This window comes from Afipia sp. GW821-FHT04G03 (assembly GCF_059419985.1).
The window spans coordinates 1,401,414-1,419,284 of the sequence record NZ_JBWKSV010000001.1; the positions used below are offsets into that span (position 1 = coordinate 1,401,414).

General features: G+C 63.0%; 15 protein-coding genes. 10 read left to right on the forward strand and 5 right to left on the reverse strand.

Annotated elements, in window-relative coordinates; all coding sequences use genetic code 11:
- Positions 1 to 25: 25 nt before the first annotated feature.
- Entirely contained in the window at positions 26 to 976 is a 951-nt protein-coding gene (locus AC07UB_RS06735; RefSeq protein WP_492793123.1) for an aliphatic sulfonate ABC transporter substrate-binding protein, read from the reverse strand.
- Positions 977 to 1,371: 395 nt separating this feature from the next.
- Here AC07UB_RS06735 and AC07UB_RS06740 point away from each other — a divergent pair, with 395 nt between their 5' ends.
- From AC07UB_RS06740 to AC07UB_RS06750, 3 genes are read left to right on the forward strand one after another with little or no spacing between them, the layout of a single operon-like run.
- Positions 1,372 to 2,346 (forward strand): aliphatic sulfonate ABC transporter substrate-binding protein, encoded by a 975-nt coding sequence (locus AC07UB_RS06740; protein ID WP_494651615.1) that lies wholly within the window; start codon positions 1,372 to 1,374, stop codon positions 2,344 to 2,346.
- A 15-nt stretch (positions 2,347 to 2,361) separates the two neighbouring features.
- A complete protein-coding gene (locus AC07UB_RS06745; RefSeq protein WP_494651613.1) occupies positions 2,362 to 3,795 on the forward strand; it encodes an FAD/NAD(P)-binding protein in 1,434 nt (477 codons plus the stop codon).
- 57 nt (positions 3,796 to 3,852) lie between these two features.
- Positions 3,853 to 4,665, forward strand: a complete 813-nt coding sequence (locus AC07UB_RS06750; RefSeq protein ID WP_494651611.1) for an HpcH/HpaI aldolase/citrate lyase family protein — start codon at positions 3,853 to 3,855, stop codon at positions 4,663 to 4,665.
- Here AC07UB_RS06750 and AC07UB_RS06755 read toward each other — a convergent pair.
- Entirely contained in the window at positions 4,662 to 5,261 is a 600-nt protein-coding gene (locus tag AC07UB_RS06755; protein ID WP_494651609.1) for a TetR/AcrR family transcriptional regulator, read from the reverse strand. The genes AC07UB_RS06750 and AC07UB_RS06755 overlap by 4 nt on opposite strands.
- 224 nt (positions 5,262 to 5,485) lie before the next feature.
- On the opposite strand from AC07UB_RS06755, the gene AC07UB_RS06760 reads away from it, so the two are divergent.
- Complete coding sequence (locus AC07UB_RS06760; RefSeq protein WP_494651607.1) at positions 5,486 to 6,664, forward strand: efflux RND transporter periplasmic adaptor subunit; 1,179 nt, start codon at positions 5,486 to 5,488, stop codon at positions 6,662 to 6,664.
- Positions 6,665 to 6,814: 150 nt separating this feature from the next.
- Complete coding sequence (locus AC07UB_RS06765; RefSeq protein ID WP_492793129.1) at positions 6,815 to 10,030, forward strand: efflux RND transporter permease subunit; 3,216 nt, start codon at positions 6,815 to 6,817, stop codon at positions 10,028 to 10,030.
- 169 nt (positions 10,031 to 10,199) lie between these two features.
- Here AC07UB_RS06765 and hutX read toward each other — a convergent pair whose 3' ends face one another.
- The 3 genes from hutX to AC07UB_RS06780 all read right to left on the reverse strand — a co-directional run bounded on the left by hutX (position 10,200) and on the right by AC07UB_RS06780 (position 13,481).
- The gene (gene hutX / locus AC07UB_RS06770; RefSeq protein ID WP_494651604.1) at positions 10,200 to 10,700 is read right to left on the reverse strand and encodes a heme utilization cystosolic carrier protein HutX; all 501 of its coding nucleotides are present in this window, start codon (positions 10,698 to 10,700) and stop codon (positions 10,200 to 10,202) included.
- A gap of 12 nt (positions 10,701 to 10,712) precedes the next feature.
- Positions 10,713 to 11,048, reverse strand: coding sequence for a heme-degrading protein HmuQ (gene hmuQ, locus AC07UB_RS06775; protein WP_492793131.1), 336 nt, complete (start codon positions 11,046 to 11,048; stop codon positions 10,713 to 10,715).
- A 147-nt stretch (positions 11,049 to 11,195) separates the two neighbouring features.
- Positions 11,196 to 13,481 (reverse strand): TonB-dependent hemoglobin/transferrin/lactoferrin family receptor, encoded by a 2,286-nt coding sequence (locus AC07UB_RS06780; protein ID WP_494651603.1) that lies wholly within the window; start codon positions 13,479 to 13,481, stop codon positions 11,196 to 11,198.
- Positions 13,482 to 13,726: 245 nt separating this feature from the next.
- Here AC07UB_RS06780 and AC07UB_RS06785 point away from each other — a divergent pair, with 245 nt between their 5' ends.
- From AC07UB_RS06785 to AC07UB_RS06805, 5 genes are all read left to right on the forward strand, one after another.
- Complete coding sequence (locus AC07UB_RS06785) at positions 13,727 to 13,930, forward strand: hemin uptake protein HemP (protein ID WP_492793133.1); 204 nt, start codon at positions 13,727 to 13,729, stop codon at positions 13,928 to 13,930.
- 8 nt (positions 13,931 to 13,938) lie between these two features.
- Positions 13,939 to 14,919, forward strand: coding sequence for a heme/hemin ABC transporter substrate-binding protein (locus AC07UB_RS06790; protein ID WP_494652662.1), 981 nt, complete (start codon positions 13,939 to 13,941; stop codon positions 14,917 to 14,919).
- Positions 14,920 to 14,969: 50 nt separating this feature from the next.
- Positions 14,970 to 16,013, forward strand: coding sequence for a FecCD family ABC transporter permease (locus AC07UB_RS06795; protein WP_494651601.1), 1,044 nt, complete (start codon positions 14,970 to 14,972; stop codon positions 16,011 to 16,013).
- Positions 16,010 to 16,804 carry a heme ABC transporter ATP-binding protein gene (locus AC07UB_RS06800; RefSeq protein WP_494651599.1) on the forward strand — a complete coding sequence of 265 codons (795 nt, stop codon included), beginning with the start codon at positions 16,010 to 16,012 and terminating at the stop codon, positions 16,802 to 16,804. Before AC07UB_RS06795 ends, AC07UB_RS06800 begins: the two co-directional genes overlap by 4 nt.
- Positions 16,805 to 17,014: 210 nt before the next feature.
- A complete protein-coding gene (locus AC07UB_RS06805; protein WP_492793136.1) occupies positions 17,015 to 17,809 on the forward strand; it encodes a FadR/GntR family transcriptional regulator in 795 nt (264 codons plus the stop codon).
- The last annotated feature ends 62 nt before the right edge of the window (positions 17,810 to 17,871 follow it).

Consider the following 17,871-nt stretch of genomic DNA (forward strand, 5'->3'; position numbering starts at 1 on the left):
CGGAATAATGAGAATGATGAAGGCATCAGGACTGCGCGGACTTCCAGACGATGTCGCGGACCACGATCTGTCTCGGGATCAGCCCAAGCTTGTGGAAGCGGTCGGCGACGCCCTGCTGGGTCTCGATGATCCCGTCGGTCACGGGACCGATTGCGAACGAGGCGCGGCTCGCGGCCAGCGTCTGAATGTCGAGCGGCACGCCGGTGATCTCATGCAGCGACTTCGCAACCGCGTCGCGGTTGGCTTCCGCCCACGCCGCTGCGGTGGCGAGGCCCGCGATCACTTCGCGCAGCGGCCCCGGCTTCTGGGCGGCGAAATCGCGATTGGCGATGAAGAAGGCGTTGGTCTTCGCAACCTCATGGGCATTGATGAGAATGCGCGCGTTCTGCTTCTTCTCGCCGATGGCGAAATACGGGTCCCACACTGCCCAGGCGTCGATGCTGCCGTTGGCGAAAGCAGGGCCTGCGTCCGGCGGCGTCAGATAGACCGGCGTGATGTCATTATAAGTGAGCCCGGCTTTCTCCAGCGTCTGCACGACAATGTTGTGCGCGCTCGATCCCTTGGTGAAGCCGACGCGCTTGCCCTTCAAGTCTGCGATGCTCTTGATGGATGAACCGGGCGGCACGAGAATGCCCTGCCCGTTGCTGATCGGCGATGCCGCCGCATAAACGATATTGGCATTCGCGGCCTGCGCGAAGATCGGCGGCGAATCCCCAACCGCGCCGAAATCCGCGGCGCCAGTGCTGATGGCTTCCAGCAGCGGCGGGCCGGACGTGAACTCCAACCACTTCACCGACGTGCCGCTCGCCGCGAACCGCTTTTCGATGGTGCCCTGCTGGCGCGCGATCACAAGCACGCCGGTCTTCTGATAACCGATGCGGACTTCCTTCGCGACCGCCTGCGCGCGCGACGCGCCCGACGACGCCGCGACAGCGATGGCCGCCGTGGACAGTTTCAGAAATTCCCGGCGCTTCATGCCATTCTCCTGCAAATCGATCACGCAAACTGATTGCGTTGGTGATTGGAATGATGGCCACGCTCTTCCTGAGTGTCGAGTGCTCCGCAAAAATAGCGATGCCCGCACTGTCACGATGCATACGCTCAACAGGAATGTTTCAGAAAGCGCGCCGATTGCAGGTCGATTTTCTGCACACGTTTTGATCACACCGACGTCAACGATCAAGAATATCGATCTTGGATTCTCGTTCGCTCACGGGCGCGTGAAGCGCAAAGACTCACCATCACGCATTCATTTCGCGTTGTGTCCTGAAATGAGAACAAAGTACGCGCGGGCTATCGGAACTTTGGCAACTCATTATCCGGCTTGTTTCATAGAGTCCGCGCCGAACCGCCGCCAAAGGACAACGACACATGACTCGACACGCCAGACCCATCGCCGGACTGTTCGCCGCCGCATCACTGCTGCTTGCGGCGACGGCATCGTTCGCACAAAGTGACAAGCCGGCCGATCAGATCCGCATCGGATTGCAGAAATCTTCGACGCTGATCGCCGTGCTGCGCGCCAATGGCGAACTGGACAAGGCCCTCGCCCCGCTCGGCGTGAAAGTGTCGTGGCATGAATTCTCCAGCGGGCTTCCGCTGCTGGAATCGCTTGGCGTCGGCAATCTCGATTTCGGCGCGGACGTCGCCGACACCGTGCCGATCTTCGCGCAGGCCGCCGGTTCCAAACTCGCCTATGTCGCGGAAGAAAGCGCCTCGCCCGCAGCGCAAGCCATTCTCGTTCCGACAAACTCGCCGATCAAGACGCTGGCCGATCTCAAGGGCAAGAAGGTCGCGGTGACCAAGGGCGCGGGCAGTCATTACTTGTTGCTCGCAGCCCTCGGCAAGTCCGGGCTGAACTTCAAGGAGATTTCGCCGGCCTACCTCGCGCCCGCCGATGGCCGCGCCGCGTTCGTCAGCAACAATGTCGACGCCTGGGTGGCGTGGGACCCGTTCCTCACCAGCGCGCAGCGCCAGTCCGGCGCGAAGATTCTGAGCGACGGCAGCGGCGGGCTCGCAAGCTACAAGCGCTACTATCTCGCCTCCGAAACCTTTACCGAACGCCGCAGCGACGTGCTGAACATCGTGTTCGCCAAATTGCGCGAGACCGGAAAGTGGGTGAAAGCCAATCCGAAGGACGCGGCCACGTTGCTCGCCGGCCTCTGGGGCATCGACGCCGCAACCGTCGAGGAGGCCAACAGCCACCGCAGCTATGGCGTCGGCGCGGTCACGCCCGCGGGTCTCACCGAACAGCAGAAGATCGCCGATGCGTTTCTCGGCGAAGGCCTGATCCCGAAAAAACTGGACACCGCCTCTGTCAAGATCTGGACGCCGAACGCGCCATAAGGTCTTGATGGGTTCATGATCCAGACGGACCGCTCCGCTGCCGGCGATCTTCCGACAATTGTCATTGTCGGCGGCGGGTTCTCGGGCGCGGTGCTGGCGTGGCATCTGCATCGCGCAGCGCCCGGCAGACACAACATCGTCATTGTCGAGCCGCGCGACGAGATCGGGCGCGGCCTCGCCTATGACAGCGTTGATCCGGCGCACCGCATCAACGTGCCCGCGCTGAAGATGAATCTCGATTACGACGAGGAAGGCCATTTCGAGCAATGGCTGGTCGCGTCGGGATACCCGGCGCGCGATCCTGCGGCGCAGTTGCCCGGCGCGCTGTTTCCGACCCGTGCGGCATTCGGCGATTATGTCAACGCGCACGTCAGGCAACTTGGCAGCGCCGTCACGCACCTGAAGACGACCGCGCGCGCCATTGCTCCGCAACCGGGCGGCTACCGCGTCATTACCGATGATGGCGGCGAGATCGACGCCGACGCCGTGGTGCTGGCGGTCTGCCACACGCCGCCGCAGGTGCCATCGTCTCTCGCGCCGCTTCAGGACGATCCGCGATTCATCGCCAATCCATGGCAGCGCGATGTGTTGCGCGACATCGCGCCGGACCATCGCGTGCTGATCGTCGGTACCGGCCTCACCATGGCGGACGTCGTCGCCTCGCTCGACCGGCAGGGCCATCGCGGCAACATCCTCGCGGTGTCGCGGCGCGGACGGCGCTCGCAGCCGCACGCCACCGAACAGATGGAGCCGTTCGGAGAGTTCGCGGAAAATCCCGAACGCACCACGTTGTCGCTGCTGCGCCGCGTCCGCCGCGTCATCGCGGAGGCCGCGCGCGAAGGGCTGTCGTGGCATCCGGTGCTCGATCAGTTGCGCCTGCAAGGCGTCGAGATATGGCGCGCGCTGCCGCTGCACGAACGCGCGCGACTCGTTCATCATCTGCGCCCGTTCTGGGACACCTATCGCTTTCGCATCGCGCCGCAGGTCGATGACGTGATCAAACGCCGGATCGCGGACGGCACGTTTGCAATCAAAGCCGGGTCAATCCGCGCCAGCGCGACGCAGGATCGTGACCTTGCTGTCGATCTGCGTCCGCGACGCAGCCTTGCGTGGGAGCGCCATGGGTTCGACGCCGTGGTGATCGCGACCGGTCCCGCGCACGGCACGGTGTTCGCAAGCAACGCGCTGCTCGGACAGATCGGCGGCGCGGGTCTCGCCCGCCCCGATCCGCTGGGTCTCGGCATCGACGTCGACCTGCAGGGCCGCGCCATCGACCGCGACGGCGCAGCCGCGCAGGCGTTGTTCGTGGCGGGTCCATTGGCGCGCGGCACCTTCGGCGAATTGATGGGCGCGCCCGATCTGGCCCGGCACGCGCGCAATATCGCGGAAACCATTGCGCGCGAACATATCCGCGCGTCACGGTTGCCTCCGCGTCCCGTCCCGGCCTAAAACACGTCAACATGCCGGCCATCGCGGCCGCCCATCAGACAGCCGGAGAAGCCGTCAATGACGCCCGCCCTCGCGCGCATCAGTTTCCTTGCGCCCCTGTTCGTTCCCGCCAACCGTCCCGAGCGCTATCACAAGGCCGCCAATTCCGGCGCGGATGGCGTCATCATCGATCTCGAGGATGCCGTTGCGCCGGGCGACAAGGATGCCGCGCGCGCAACGCTGCTCGGAGCCTCCATTCCGGTCAATTCCATCGTCCGCATCAACGCGGCGGGCACGCGCTGGTACGACGACGATGTGCAGGCTGCGAAGAAGCTCGCCGTCGGCGTCATGCTGCCGAAAGCGGAATCCGCGGACCAAATGAAAAGCCTGCGCGAAACGCTCGGCGATCGTCCCCTCATCGCCCTGATCGAGTCCGCGCAAGGCATTGCGAACGTGCGCGCAATCGCTCACCACGCCGACCGGCTCGCGTTCGGCTATATCGACTTCAGCGCGGATCTCGGTTGCAGCATGGAGCGCGACGCATTGTTGACGGCGCGCGCGGAAATCGTGCTGGCGTCACGGCTCGCGCAAATTCTCCCGGCCCTTGAAGGCGTAACGCCCTCGTTCGACGACGCGGCTTTGGTGGAAGACGATGCGCGCTATGCCGCGTCGATGGGCTTCAGCGGCAAGCTCTGCATTCATCCGAAACAGATCGCCCCGACATTGAAGGGCTTCCGCCCCGCGCAGGCCGACATCGAATGGGCGACCAAGATCGCAAATTCCGGCGACGGCGCGGTTGCCCTTGATGGGATCATGGTCGATGCGCCGGTGCGGCTGCGCGCGCAGCGTATTCTCGCGGCAGCTAAAGCCAGCGACGCGGCGGGCGGTTAACCCGCGGCGACCGGCGGCCAGGTCGTCAAAACCATCTCGACGATTTTCTTGAGATCCGCCCGCGTGGTGCCGCCCACGGCCTGCACCGCGATCCCCTGCATCATGGTGGCGAGATAGCGCGCCAGCACCGTGGCATCCGCGCCGTCGGGTAAATCACCTTCCGCCTTTGCCCGCTCCAGACGCTGGCGCAGGTTCTCTTCCCATGTCGCGCGGCGCGCCATCAGTTCCTGCTTGATGGATTCAGCGGTGACACCGCCCGTCAGCGCGCCGTTGATGGAGAGACATCCCGCCGGACATTCCGGGTCGGTCACCGCATCGACTTCGCCATAAAGAAGTTTTTCCACAACGCTGCGCGCTGTGGGCTGCTGGAGCGCGAGCTTGGCGTAGCCGGCAGGACCATCGACATAAGAGTCGAACGCCTTGCGGAAAAGTTCTTCCTTGTTGCCGAACGCGGCATAGAGCGACGGCTTGGTGATGCCCATCGCCTCCGTCAGGTCGGCCATCGACGCGCCCTCGTATCCCTTCTCCCAGAAAACGTGGAGCGCGTTTTCCAGAGCCTGATCAAGATCGAATTCCCGGGGTCGCCCGATAGCCACAGTCAGAACCTTTCTGAATTTGTACCTTTCGGTAGATATGGCCCTTGACGGTGAAAGTCCAAGTCCCATTTATACCGAACGTTACAGTTGCGGTGCAGCAATAAAACACTGCGACGCGGGGAAGTTTGGAACTTTTATTCTCTCGTCTCGAGACCATCCCCAGCAACGTATTGAAATAACTGCGTTTAGTGCCTGAGCGCAAAATGCAAAAACGGGGCCTTGCGATGAGAAATCTTTCCAAAAGAACAAGCCTGATCGGAGCCGGTGTCGGCGTGGCGCTGCTGGCTGCCGCGGGCACCCTGGTCTTCACGACCTCGAATAACCGCGCCAAGGCCGATGCCGCAGCAGCGCCTCCCCCGGCCACGCCGGTCTCGGTGGCCAGCGTCAATGAGCGGGAAACCGCGATCTGGGACGAATTTTCGGGCCGCCTTGAAGCCGTCGAGCAGGTGGAAGTCCGCTCGCGTGTCGCAGGCGCCATTCAGGACATCCGGTTTCGCGAAGGCGCGCTGGTTCAGAAAAACGACGTGCTTGTCGTGATCGACCCCGCGCTTTACGCCGCCGATGTCGCCCGCGCCGAAGCCCAGGTGTCCGCCGCGCAGGCAAAACTCGTCTTCACCAAAAGCGACTACGAGCGCGGCCAGCAACTGAGCGGATCGCAGACGATCTCGCAGCGCGATCAGGACAACCGCATCAACGCCTATCGTGAAGCGGAAGCCAATCTGAAGGCCGCTCAGGCCGCGCTGCAAACCGCGCAACTCAATCTCAGCTACACCGAAGTCCGCGCGCCGGTAACGGGCCGCGTCGGCAAGCGCGAGATCACGGTCGGAAACCTGATCGCTGCGGGTCCCGGCTCGCCGTTGCTGACGACCATCGTCTCGACGACGCCGATCTACGCCAGCTTCAACGCCGACGAGCAGGTGGTGCTGCGCGCGCTCAACTCCCTCGGAGACGACGCCGCCGCATCGAAGACCGGCCGCATTCCCGTGAAGATGGGCACCGCGACCAGCAACGGCCTGCCGTTCGAAGGCCACATGCAGTTGATCGACAATCAGGTCGATCCGCGCAGCGGTACGGTGCGGGTCCGCGCCATCTTCGACAACAAGGACGGCCGCCTGCTTCCCGGACAGTTCGTCCGCCTCGCGATGGGCCAGCCCAAGACCGAGCGCGCCATGATGATCAATGAGCGCGCCGTCGGCACCGACCAGAACAAGAAATACGTGATGGTCATCAACAAGGACAACAAGGCCGAGTACCGCGAGGTTTCGCTCGGCGTCTCTGTCGATGGCCTGCGCATCGTGACCGCTGGCCTGAAGGACGGCGAACAGGTCGTGGTCAAGGGACTGCAACGCATTCGGCCCGGTGCGTCCGTTGCGCCGGAAGTCGTGGCGATGGACGCGAACTGACGCCCCTCGCCTTCCTCAAGCAACGTCATTGCGAGCGCAAGCGAAGCAATCCATCGCTGAAAAGAAAAGATGGATTGCTTCGTCGCTACCCTCCTCGCAATGACGACATCGGACAGACGACTGCAACAAGACCAATAATGAGATGACGTCATGAATATCTCGAGATTTTTCATCGACCGGCCGATTTTCGCCGGCGTGCTGTCCGCCCTGATTTTCCTCGCGGGCCTGCTCTCGCTTCCAGCACTTCCGATCTCCGAATATCCGGAAGTCGCCCCGCCGGTGGTCACGGTGCGGGCGCTGTATCCCGGCGCCAATCCGAAGGTGATCGCCGAGTCGGTCGCTACCCCGATCGAAGAGCAGATCAATGGCGTCGAGAACATGCTCTACATGAGCAGCCAGGCGACTTCTGACGGCCAGTTGACGCTGAACGTCACATTCCGCCTCGGCACCAATCCCGACCTCGCACAGCAGATGGTGCAGAACCGCGTCTCGCAGGCCGAGCCGCGTCTGCCCGCGGTGACGCGCCAGCTCGGTATCACCACGGTGAAGAGCTCGCCTGACATCACGCTGGTCGTGCATCTGCTCTCGCCGAACGACCGCTATGACATGACGTACTTGCGCAACTACGCCCTGATCAACGTCAAGGATCGCCTCGCGCGCATCCAGGGTGTTGGTCAGGTGCAGATGTGGGGCGCGGGCGATTATTCGATGCGCATCTGGCTCGATCCGCAGAAGGTTGCCGAACGCGGCCTGTCGCCGGGGGACGTGGTGCGGGAAATCCAGGCGCAGAACGTCGAGGCCGCGACCGGCACCGTCGGCGCGTCGCCGAGCCTGCCCGACGTCGAATTGCAGATTCCGGTGAATGCGCAGGGCCGCCTCAACACCGAGGAGCAATTCGGCGACATCGTCGTAAAAACGGGCCAGAACGGCGAAATCACCCGTCTGCGTGACATCGCCCGCATCGAACTCGGTTCGTCGGAATACGCGCTGCGCGCGTTGCTCGACAACAAATCCGCGGTCGGCATCGGCATCTTCCAGTCTCCCGGCTCCAACGCGCTGAACATCGCACGTGACGTGCATGCGGCGATGGCGGAGATCAAACAGAACATGCCGGACGGCGTGGACTACCGCATCGCCTATGATCCGACGCGGTTCGTCCGCGCCTCGATCGAGGCCGTGGTGCATACGCTGCTGGAAGCCATCGCGCTGGTGGTGCTCGTGGTCATCCTGTTCCTGCAGACATGGCGGGCGTCAATCATCCCGCTGGTGGCGGTGCCGGTCTCCGTGGTCGGCACCTTCGCGGTGATGTTCCTGCTCGGCTCCTCGATCAACGCGCTCAGCCTGTTCGGACTCGTGCTGGCCATCGGTATCGTGGTGGACGACGCCATCGTCGTGGTCGAGAACGTCGAGCGCAACATCGAACAGGGACTGACGCCGCGCGAGGCGACCTATCGCGCCATGCGTGAAGTGTCAGGACCCATCGTTGCGATCGCGCTGGTGCTGCTGGCGGTGTTCGTACCGCTGGCCTTCATCAGCGGTCTCACCGGCCAGTTCTACAAGCAGTTCGCGATGACCATCGCGATCTCGACGGTGATCTCCGCCATCAACTCGCTGACGCTGTCGCCCGCGCTCGCCGCGCTGCTGCTGAAGGGCCACGATCAGCCGAAGGACGCGCTCAGCCGCTGGATGGACAAGGCGTTCGGCTGGTTCTTCCGGCGCTTCAACAAGGTGTTCAACCGCGGATCGGATGCCTATAGCGGTGGCGTCAAGCGCGTGATCTCGCGCAAGGCCATTGTCATGGGTGTCTATGTCGCGCTGCTGGCGACGACATTCGGTTTGTTCAAGACCGTGCCCGGCGGCTTCGTGCCCGGTCAGGACAAGCAATATCTGATCGGCTTCGCTCAGCTTCAGGACGGCGCAACGCTGGACCGCACCGAAGACGTGATCCGGCGCATGTCGGAGATCGCGAAGAAAACACCCGGCGTCGAAAACGCCGTGGCGTTCCCGGGCCTGTCGATCAACGGCTTCACCAACTCGTCGAGCGCGGGCATCGTGTTCTCGGTGCTCAAGCCGTTCGAGGAGCGCAAGGACCCTTCACTCAGCGCGGTCGCTATCGCGGCCGAGTTGAACAAGAAATATTCCGCCGAGATCCAGGATGCCTTCGTGGCCATGCTGCCGCCGCCGCCGGTCAACGGCCTCGGCACCACAGGCGGCTTCAAGCTCGAACTCGAAGATCGTGCGGGCCTCGGCTACGAGGCGTTGGACGACGCCAAGAAGGCGTTCATGGCAAAGGCCGCCGAGGCGCCCGAGATCATGGGTCTGTTCTCGAGTTATCAGATCAACGTGCCGCAGCTTTACGCCGACATCGACCGCACGCGCGCGCGGCAACTCGACGTACCGATCACCAGCATCTTCGAGACGATGCAGGTCTATCTCGGCTCGCTCTATGTCAACGACTTCAACAAGTTCGGCCGCACCTACTCGGTGCGCGTGCAGGCGGACGCGAAATATCGCGCGCGCTCGGACGATATCGGCCAGTTGAAGGTGCGCTCCAACTCGGGCGAGATGATTCCGCTGTCGGTGCTGCTCAAGGTGAAAACCAGCGCGGGGCCGGAAAGCGCGATGCGCTACAACGGGTTCCTCGCCGCCGACATCAACGGCAATACCAAGCCGGGATTCTCGACCGGGCAATCGCAGGCCGCAGTCGCGCGTATCGCCAAGGAGACGCTGCCGAAAGGCATCGACTACGAATGGACCGACCTCACCTATCAGGAGATCATCGCGGGCAACACCTCGCTTTACGTGTTCCCGATCGTGATCCTGCTGGTGTTCCTTGTGCTCGCGGCGCAATACGAAAGCCTGACGCTGCCGCTGGCCATCATCATGATCGTGCCGATGAGCTTGCTGGCCGCCATGTTCGGCGTCTGGATCACCGGCAGCGACAACAACGTGTTCACGCAGATAGGCCTGTTCGTGCTGGTGGGACTATCGGCGAAGAACGCCATTCTGATCGTGGAGTTCGCGCGCGAACTTGAGTTCGCGGGCCGTACGCCGATCGCGGCGGCCATCGAAGCCAGCCGGTTGCGGCTGCGGCCGATCCTGATGACGTCGCTCGCCTTCATCATGGGCGTGGTGCCGCTGGTGACATCCACCGGCGCGGGCGCGGAAATGCGTCATGCCATGGGCGTCGCGGTGTTCTCCGGCATGATCGGCGTCACGGCGTTCGGCATCTTCTTCACGCCCGTGTTCTACGTGCTGCTGCGCGCCCTCACCGGCAACCGGCCGCTGATCCAGCACGGCGAGAGTTCGATCGTCGAGGCTCATCCCGTCCCCGCCGAACAGCACTTCAAGGCGGCCGCCGAGTAACCGGCCGCAGGAATGGCGCAGCGCTGAATGCCCGTGACGCGACGCGCCCGCGACGAAGCAACCCGGTCATTGCCCCTCCAAGAGCCGGGTTGCTTCGCTCGCAACTTTCAAATGCAAAAGAAAATGGCCGGGATTTTCCCGGCCATTTTTGATTCAGATGACGCAGAATTCACCCCAGCGACTTCGCCAGCGCGCGGAATTTCTCAAGCTGATCGGCCTTGAGCGCGCGGGCCTCGTCGCGCCCGACGAACACCTTGAACATCACGCCGCCATCGACATTGAGAAACGCCGCGAACGCCGACGACTTGCCCATGAACGGCCGCTCGACGAAGGCGATGCCGCCGCAGCGCTCATGGCGCAGATGACCGTGCATCCCCTTCGGCTTCATGATGTTGTAATAGCCGCGGCCGATTTCGCCGCCGCCGACCGGCTCGGTAATCTCGAAGATGCCGTCCTCGGTATGGATGATCAGCGTCACCTCGTCCCATGTCGCGATGTCCTGCATCGCGGCCACGAACGCCGATCCTGGCGCGAAGGAACGCATCTCGTCCGGCAACGCCTCGATCACGGCCCGCGCCGTGACGTTCTTCTCGCGCGCGACGTCCTCGATGACGCCGCCCGGATTCTCCGCCATGTGCTTCTTGAGATCGGCGAGATCGGTGCTCAGCATAACTAATCCTTCTCAGGCGGCTGCGCTGGTCTTGCGCTCGGTCTGGATCACCTCGAAGCCCTCGAACTTCGGGTGGCCGAGATAGAGGCTCTCGCCGGTCTGGTTGTCGGCACGCGCATGCGCCTTGCGGAATTGCTCCGACTTGGTCCATGCCTCGAACGCGGCCTTGTCGACCCATGTCGTGTGCGTCGAATACAGCGTGTGGTCGTCGGCCTTAGGGCCGCGCAGCAGGTGAAACTCCACGAAGCCCGCGAGTTCGCCGAGATACGATTCGCGCGTCGCCCACACCGTTTCGAACGCCTGTTCCGAGCCGGTCTTCACCTGAAATCTGTTCATTGCGATAAACATTGGTCTTCTCCTGTTTGTTTCATTGTAGGCCGACATGGCCGCTTGTTAAAGGGCCGCTGTATCTGCGCTGCGTCAGCAAGCACATCGAGCCGCGCAGAAAAGCTCTGCGCGGCGATTGAAAGCGAAAACTGTTTGTCGTCGTGCCTGTCAGACTCCTCCAAATCGGACCTTGAGACTTGCCTTGTAAACCCGCCCCGGCGCAGATCCCGCCAGCGCGGTATCGGTGCCGTCCGTTCCGCGAAGCGTCGCGAACGGGATGTAGTACCGGTCCAGCAGGTTATCGATTCCGAAGCTTGCGACGATGTCAGGCGTCGGCTGGTAGGCGAAGTAGAGATTGACCAGATCGTAATTCGTCGCCGGATTGTAGAGCGTGCTCAGGCCGGACTGCGAAGTCACCGAGGCCCAGCGCACCGAGGCCGTCAGTTTCTGATCGAAGAAGCGCGCACCGAGCGTCGTGACGATCTTCTGGCCCGGAACGCTCTGCAAATGCTCGCCGGTCGACACGTTGATGCCCTCCATCCACGACCCGGCCACACCCGCGAACCAGAGGCCTGAATCGTAGGTCGATTCCAGTTCGAGACCATCGATGCGGGCATTCGCGATGTTCTGGTACTGGACCAGCGAGGTTGTCGTGAACGCGACCGGAAGCCACGGAATCGGAAAGGGGCAAAATCCGGGAGGTCCGGGACAGATCGAAACCATCGCTTGCGGCGGACCGAACGAGACGAGGTCGATATAGTCATCAACGTCGTTGCGGAACACGTTGATCTTCGCACGGATCTTGTCGCCCGCCGAGAACACGTCGTTGAACCGCAGGTTCAAACCGGCTTCCTTGGTCTTTCCGACCTCTGGTTTCAGAGCAAGATTGGGCAGAAGCGTAAACAGCGATCCATACAGGGTTGAGCCCGTGCTGACTCCGACACCCGGGTGAATACCGGAGACGAGCGTTTCGGTCACCGATGGCGCACGGTAGCCTTCGGCATAAGTCGCATACCCGGTCACCCATGGCGCAGGCGTGATGCCGATGGTCGACTTCGGCGAAAAGCGATTACCGCTGGTCTCGAAGCTGCCGCTGTTCAGCGCGTATTCGTCGAACCGCACGGCATTGATGAATTCGAGCATCGCGTAGTTGCTCTTCACCTGGACGAATGCACCGTCCACCCGCCGGTCGCCGTTTGGCGTGGTGTAGGCGGACGCGCCACCGGGATCGCTTACCTTGACCTTGTCCGAGAAATAATCGCCGCCGTAGGTGATGGCGTGCGCGACCGGACCCGTATCAATGCGCGATGTGTTGTAGATGTCGAAGCCGACGGTATCGACCGTGAACGAGCGCTTGTCGCCGATCTTGCCGGTAATCGGATTTCCCGCGCCGGCATTCTTGATCTGATCGGTATCGGTGCCGTTGAAATAGACGCTCGCCTTGTAGTCGAACAGGCGATCTTCCGGCCTCTGATACTTCCAGCTCAGTGTCGCCGTCTGGTTGCTGGTATTGGTGGCGTAACCCGACGTATTCGGAATCGACGGCTGGCCGGTGTTGTAACGCGCATCGTAGCCGACGAAGCCGAGCTTGACCTCGTGACCATCCGCGGGCCGGAACGTCAGCTTGGCGAGTCCGGACTGGGTGTCCGACGCGGTATTCGGGACCGTAACGCCGTTACCGTTCTTGTAGTCGGATTGCGCGCGATAGGATCCGCCGACAATGGCCTCGACGGTTCCGTTCTGGTTCTTGCCAGCCGCGAATGTCGAGAAATTCGTCCGCCAGTTGTTGGACCCGACGCCCATTTCGCTGAGAACGCCCCAGCGTTCGCCGATACGCACGATGTCCTCGACATCCTTGGTGCGGAACGACACCACGCCGCCGATGGCGCCGGAGCCGTAGATATTGGCCACCGGACCACGCACGACATCCACGTCGCCGATCATCGCCGGATCGATGTAGAAGTAGCCGTTGGCGTTGTGGCCGGTGCGCTGAAAATTCTGGCGCGCACCGTCGATGACCACCGCGACACGTCCGAAATCCTGCAAGCCGCGCACAGCGATGGCGCTGCCCGGCTCGTCGCCGCGCTCCTGGAACGAGACGCCCGGCGTGTTGATGAAAATGTCGGACGTTCGCTTCGGCCCGACCTGATCGATCTCGGCCTGATTGATTCTGCTGACCCCGGCCAGCGCATCGATGGTCCGCCCTTCGGTCTTCGTCGCGGCGACGCTGATCTCGTCGAGAGTGGTGCCCTGCGCAACCTGCGCGCGGGCATCAAGCGCTTGTGCAGAAGGTGCCTGAGGCGGCGCGGCCGCGCGCTTTTTCTTGGCCTGTTTGGGCTTTGCGATCGGAGCCGCCGGATCGGCGGTTTGAGCATGCGACACGCCGGCAGCCCCCAGCGCAACAACAGACACAGATACGAGAAGCGCGCACGCGCGCGCGTTCAGCCCCAACATGACAGCCCCAACTCTTTATTATGCTTTGATGCGGCTGGCGGGCATCGCCTTGAGAAGGCGGCTGGCTGGCTAGTTGTGAATTACGCCGGTCTTTTACCAACGTGCTGACACTTTTCGTAAAAACGCGCCGCCGGGTCAATCGTGGATCAGCGAGTTTACATCTATTGTAAATTTGAGCATTGGCGTTTGCGCAACAGCAAAATTAAAGAAGAGCAACACTTTCTCGAATTGAACGCGCAAGACGGATGAGCACTGACCAACGTGAACCTGCCAACAATCCGGAGAAGCAGTCTGGAACGACTCTAATTGAGCGCTCCGTTCCGTTGATGGATAACCGCATCAACAGCCGCGACCTGTTTGCCGCCACGCGGGAAATCCTGATCGCTCATGGCGACGAGACCTATCGCCTGCGGCTGACCGCGCAGAACAAGCTGATCCTGACGAAATGACAATGCAGATGACCTTCCGCCGGACATTCGGCGTCACCCTTGGTGTCACGCTCGGCCTTGCCGCAAGCCTTTATATTAGTGCGATCCCGCTGGCGGCCGCCCGTGCCGAAGGTACCGTGATCCATGACGCGCGCGGCCGCGATGTCGCCATCGGCAATACCGACCGCATCGTCTCGATCGGCGGCGCTGTCACCGAGATCCTGTACGCGCTCGGTCTCGGCGACAGGATCGTCGGCGTCGATACCACGAGCCTTTATCCGCCACAGGCGCTCGGCGAGAAGCCCAACGTCGGCTACATGCGCCAACTGTCCGCCGAGGGCGTTCTCGGCCTCAATCCGCAATTGATCCTGGCCGTCGAAGGGTCCGGCCCAAAGGAAACGCTCGACGTGCTCGACGCGGCGAAGATTCCGTTCGTGTCGTTTCCCGAAACATATTCCGAGCAGGGCCTGCGCGATAAGATCAAGCTCGTCGCCCACGCGATGGGCGCCGATTCGCGCGGCGCGTGCCTCACCGAAGCTGTCGACAGGGATCTCGCCGAACTCAAGAAGCTGCGCGACAGCGTCAAGCAGCCGGCGCGCGTGATGTTCGTGATGTCGTTCCTCAACGGCCGGGCGATGGTGGCCGGGCAGAAGACCGCGGCGAACGAAATCATCAAGCTGGCCGGCGGCGTCAACGCCATCGACGGATTCGAGGGCTACAAGCCCGTCAACGACGAGGCGATCGTCGCGGCCAAACCCGACGTTGTGCTGACCATGGCGCGCGGACACGAGCAACTGGACGCGGCGACCGTATTCGCCAATCCGTCCTTCGCGCTGACGCCCGCAGCTGCGAAAAAATCCTTCGTCGCGATGGACGGGCTGTACCTGCTGGGCTTCGGGCCGCGCACCGCCGCCGCCGCGCGCGATCTCGCCGTGTCGCTCTATCCCGATCTCAACGAAAAGGCCGCAGCCTGGAAACCGGCCACGCTGTCCGTCGACTGCCATCAATGACACCGGCCGATGCAGCAACTTCTCACGCGGCTCACCCCCGCGTGTCGTCCATGAGGCCGTCCGCGATTGTCGTTTACGCCGTGCTGATCGCGGGCGTGTTCGCCGTCGCGTTGCTCGCAACCACCGTCGGCGCCGCCGGCATTCCGCTGCCGCGTCTGGCCGCAGCACTGGGGTTGAACATCGCAAATGCCGATCCCGCCATGCTGGCGCGGGACGAACTCGTGCTGTGGTCGATCCGGATTCCGCGCATCGCCATCGCGGGCATGATCGGCGGGCTACTCGCATTGTCGGGCGCGATCATGCAGGGGCTGTTCCGCAATCCCCTCGCCGATCCCGCGCTGGTCGGCGTCTCCAGCGGCGGCGCGTTCGCAGCGGCCTCGGCCATCGTGATTTCCGACAGCGCATGGGGCGCGAGCTTTCGCTTCCTGCAATTCGAGTTGCTGTCGATTGCCGCCTTTGCCGGTTCGCTGCTGACCACAACGCTGCTTTACAAGATCGCGAGCCGCGAGGGCCGCACCTCAGTGGCGATCTTCCTGCTCGCGGGTCTTGCCATCGCCGCCATCGCCAATGCGGGCATCGGGCTTCTGGTGTTCGTCGCGGATGACCGGCAGTTGCGCGACATTACGTTCTGGCTGCTGGGCTCGCTCAGCGGCGCGACCTGGCCGAAAGCCGGGATCGTTGCGCCGGTGGCACTACTGGCTCTGCTGGCGATACCGCTGATCGCGCGCGGGCTCGATGTACTGGTGCTGGGAGAAGCGGAAGCCTTTCATACCGGCGTCGATGTCGAGCGCCTGAAGAAAATCTCGATCGTGCTGATTTCGGCGATGACCGGCGTCGCGGTGTCGATCTGCGGTGTGGTCGGTTTCGTCGGCATCGTGGTCCCTCACCTGCTGCGCATGGTGATCGGCCCCGGCCATCGCATGCTGCTGCCCGCCTCGGTGTGTCTCGGCGCGATCCTGCTCATTCTCGCCGATACCATTGCGCGGGTGCTGGCTGCGCCCGCCGAAGTGCCGATCGGAATTCTGACCGCGGCGCTCGGCGCGCCGTTCTTCCTGTTCATCCTGTTGCGGCAACGAAAGCTGATCGCGTCGTGACATCGCCTCGCCCCGCACTGATCGAAGCCGATGCGGTCTGCATGAAAGTGCGGCACGCGACGCTGCTCGACAATGTCAGCGTGCGGCTTCATGGCGGCGAGACCGTCGCCATTGTCGGACCGAACGGCGCGGGCAAGTCCACGCTGTTGCGATTGCTGTCCGGCGATCTGCGTTGCAGCGGCGGCGGCGTCCGGCTGAAAGGCCGCGACCTCGGATCATACGCGTCGCGCGACCTTGCAAAACATCGCGTCATGTTATCGCAGCACGTCAGCGTCAGCTTTCCGTTCACTGTCGAGGAGATCGTCGCGATGGGCGCCGGAGATCGTCCGCGCATGGCCGCGAAACCGCTGGTCGACGCCGCCATCGCCGAACTCCAACTGGAGCCGTTCCGACACCGCGAATTGCCGACATTGTCCGGCGGCGAACAGCAGCGCGCGCATTTCGCCCGTGTTCTCGTTCAACTGGCGTGCGGCGAAGCCGATCACGGTCCCGGCGTACTGCTGCTCGACGAGCCGACATCGAGCCTCGACCTGCGCTACCAGATCAATCTCGTGGAAATCGCCAAGCGCCGCGCCCGCGCCGGCACAACTGTGGTCGCGGTGCTGCACGATCTCAACCTCGCCGTCCGTTTCGCCGACCGCATCATCGTGCTGCGCAAGGGCTCGGTCGCCGCCGACGGCTCGCCCAGCGAGACCATCACCGACCGCATGATCAGCGACGTGTTCGACGTCGCCACCAGCATCGGCTCCGAGGACGGGCAGCCTTATGTTCTGTTGCAGCGGATGCAGTAACGCGGGCGATTGCTGGGCCGCTTGTATGCCAGACACCGATGCTGCGCCGCGCTGTTTTTCAGTTGCTTCCCCTGCTCGCGGATGCGAGATTGAGTTTCTTCCTGCAATGCACCAGAAGAACATCCGATGTTTAACATCGGATGTTTTGTGGCGGCCCGCACATGCGCGTGCTAGCTTGGCAGTCAGTCGCTCAAACTCAATCGAATTGAAATGAAATCTCCCGCCCGCTCCCGCCTCAAAACCAACGGCAAGCTCGTCAAGCCAGGACGCATTCAGTCCGTGCTCCGAACACTCGGCAGCGAGATCGCGCAGGACCTCATTCCGGTCGGCGCGACGCTGCCGCCCGAGCACGATCTTGAAAGCCGATTCGGCGTCGGCCGCGGCGTGGTGCGCGAGGCGATCAAGACGCTTGCGGCGAAAGGCCTCGTCACCGTGCGGCCCCGCCACGGCACCCATGTCCGCCCGCGCGGCGACTGGAGCCTGCTCGACCGCGACGTGCTGAGCTGGCTGGTGGAAACGGATGAGCCCAATCGCGCGCTGCTGCTCGCGCTTCAGGAAGTGCGCCTCATCATCGAGCCCGCCGCCGCAGCCCTTGCCGCAGAGCGCGCCACCGCGAAGGACCGCAAGCGCATCAACACCGCGCTCGCCGCGATGGAAGCCTCGCACGACGTGCCGACCGCCATCGTCGCCGACAAGGCGTTTCATCTGGCGATCATCGACGCCACTCACAATCCGGTGCTGCAAGGCTTTCGCGGCGCCATCGACACCATTCTAAGCGCGGTTTTCATGGTGGCCACCGGCAGCCCCGGCTGGTTCAACGAGAACCTGCCGAACCACGCGCTCGCCGCGCACGCCATCACCGAAGGCAACGCCGAGAAGGCTCGCGCCGCGATGCAGCAGGTGCTCGGCTATACCCAGTTCAAGCTGTCGAAAAAGAAATATGGGCGCGCCGCGAAGGCGTCGTCTGGCGAACAAAAGCCGAAGCGCAAACGCCGCGCCGCGTAAGGCTTTTCGGACCGGCAGCCAACTGGATACGTGGGGCTTTTCGCCTTCGCTACCGTTTCGCA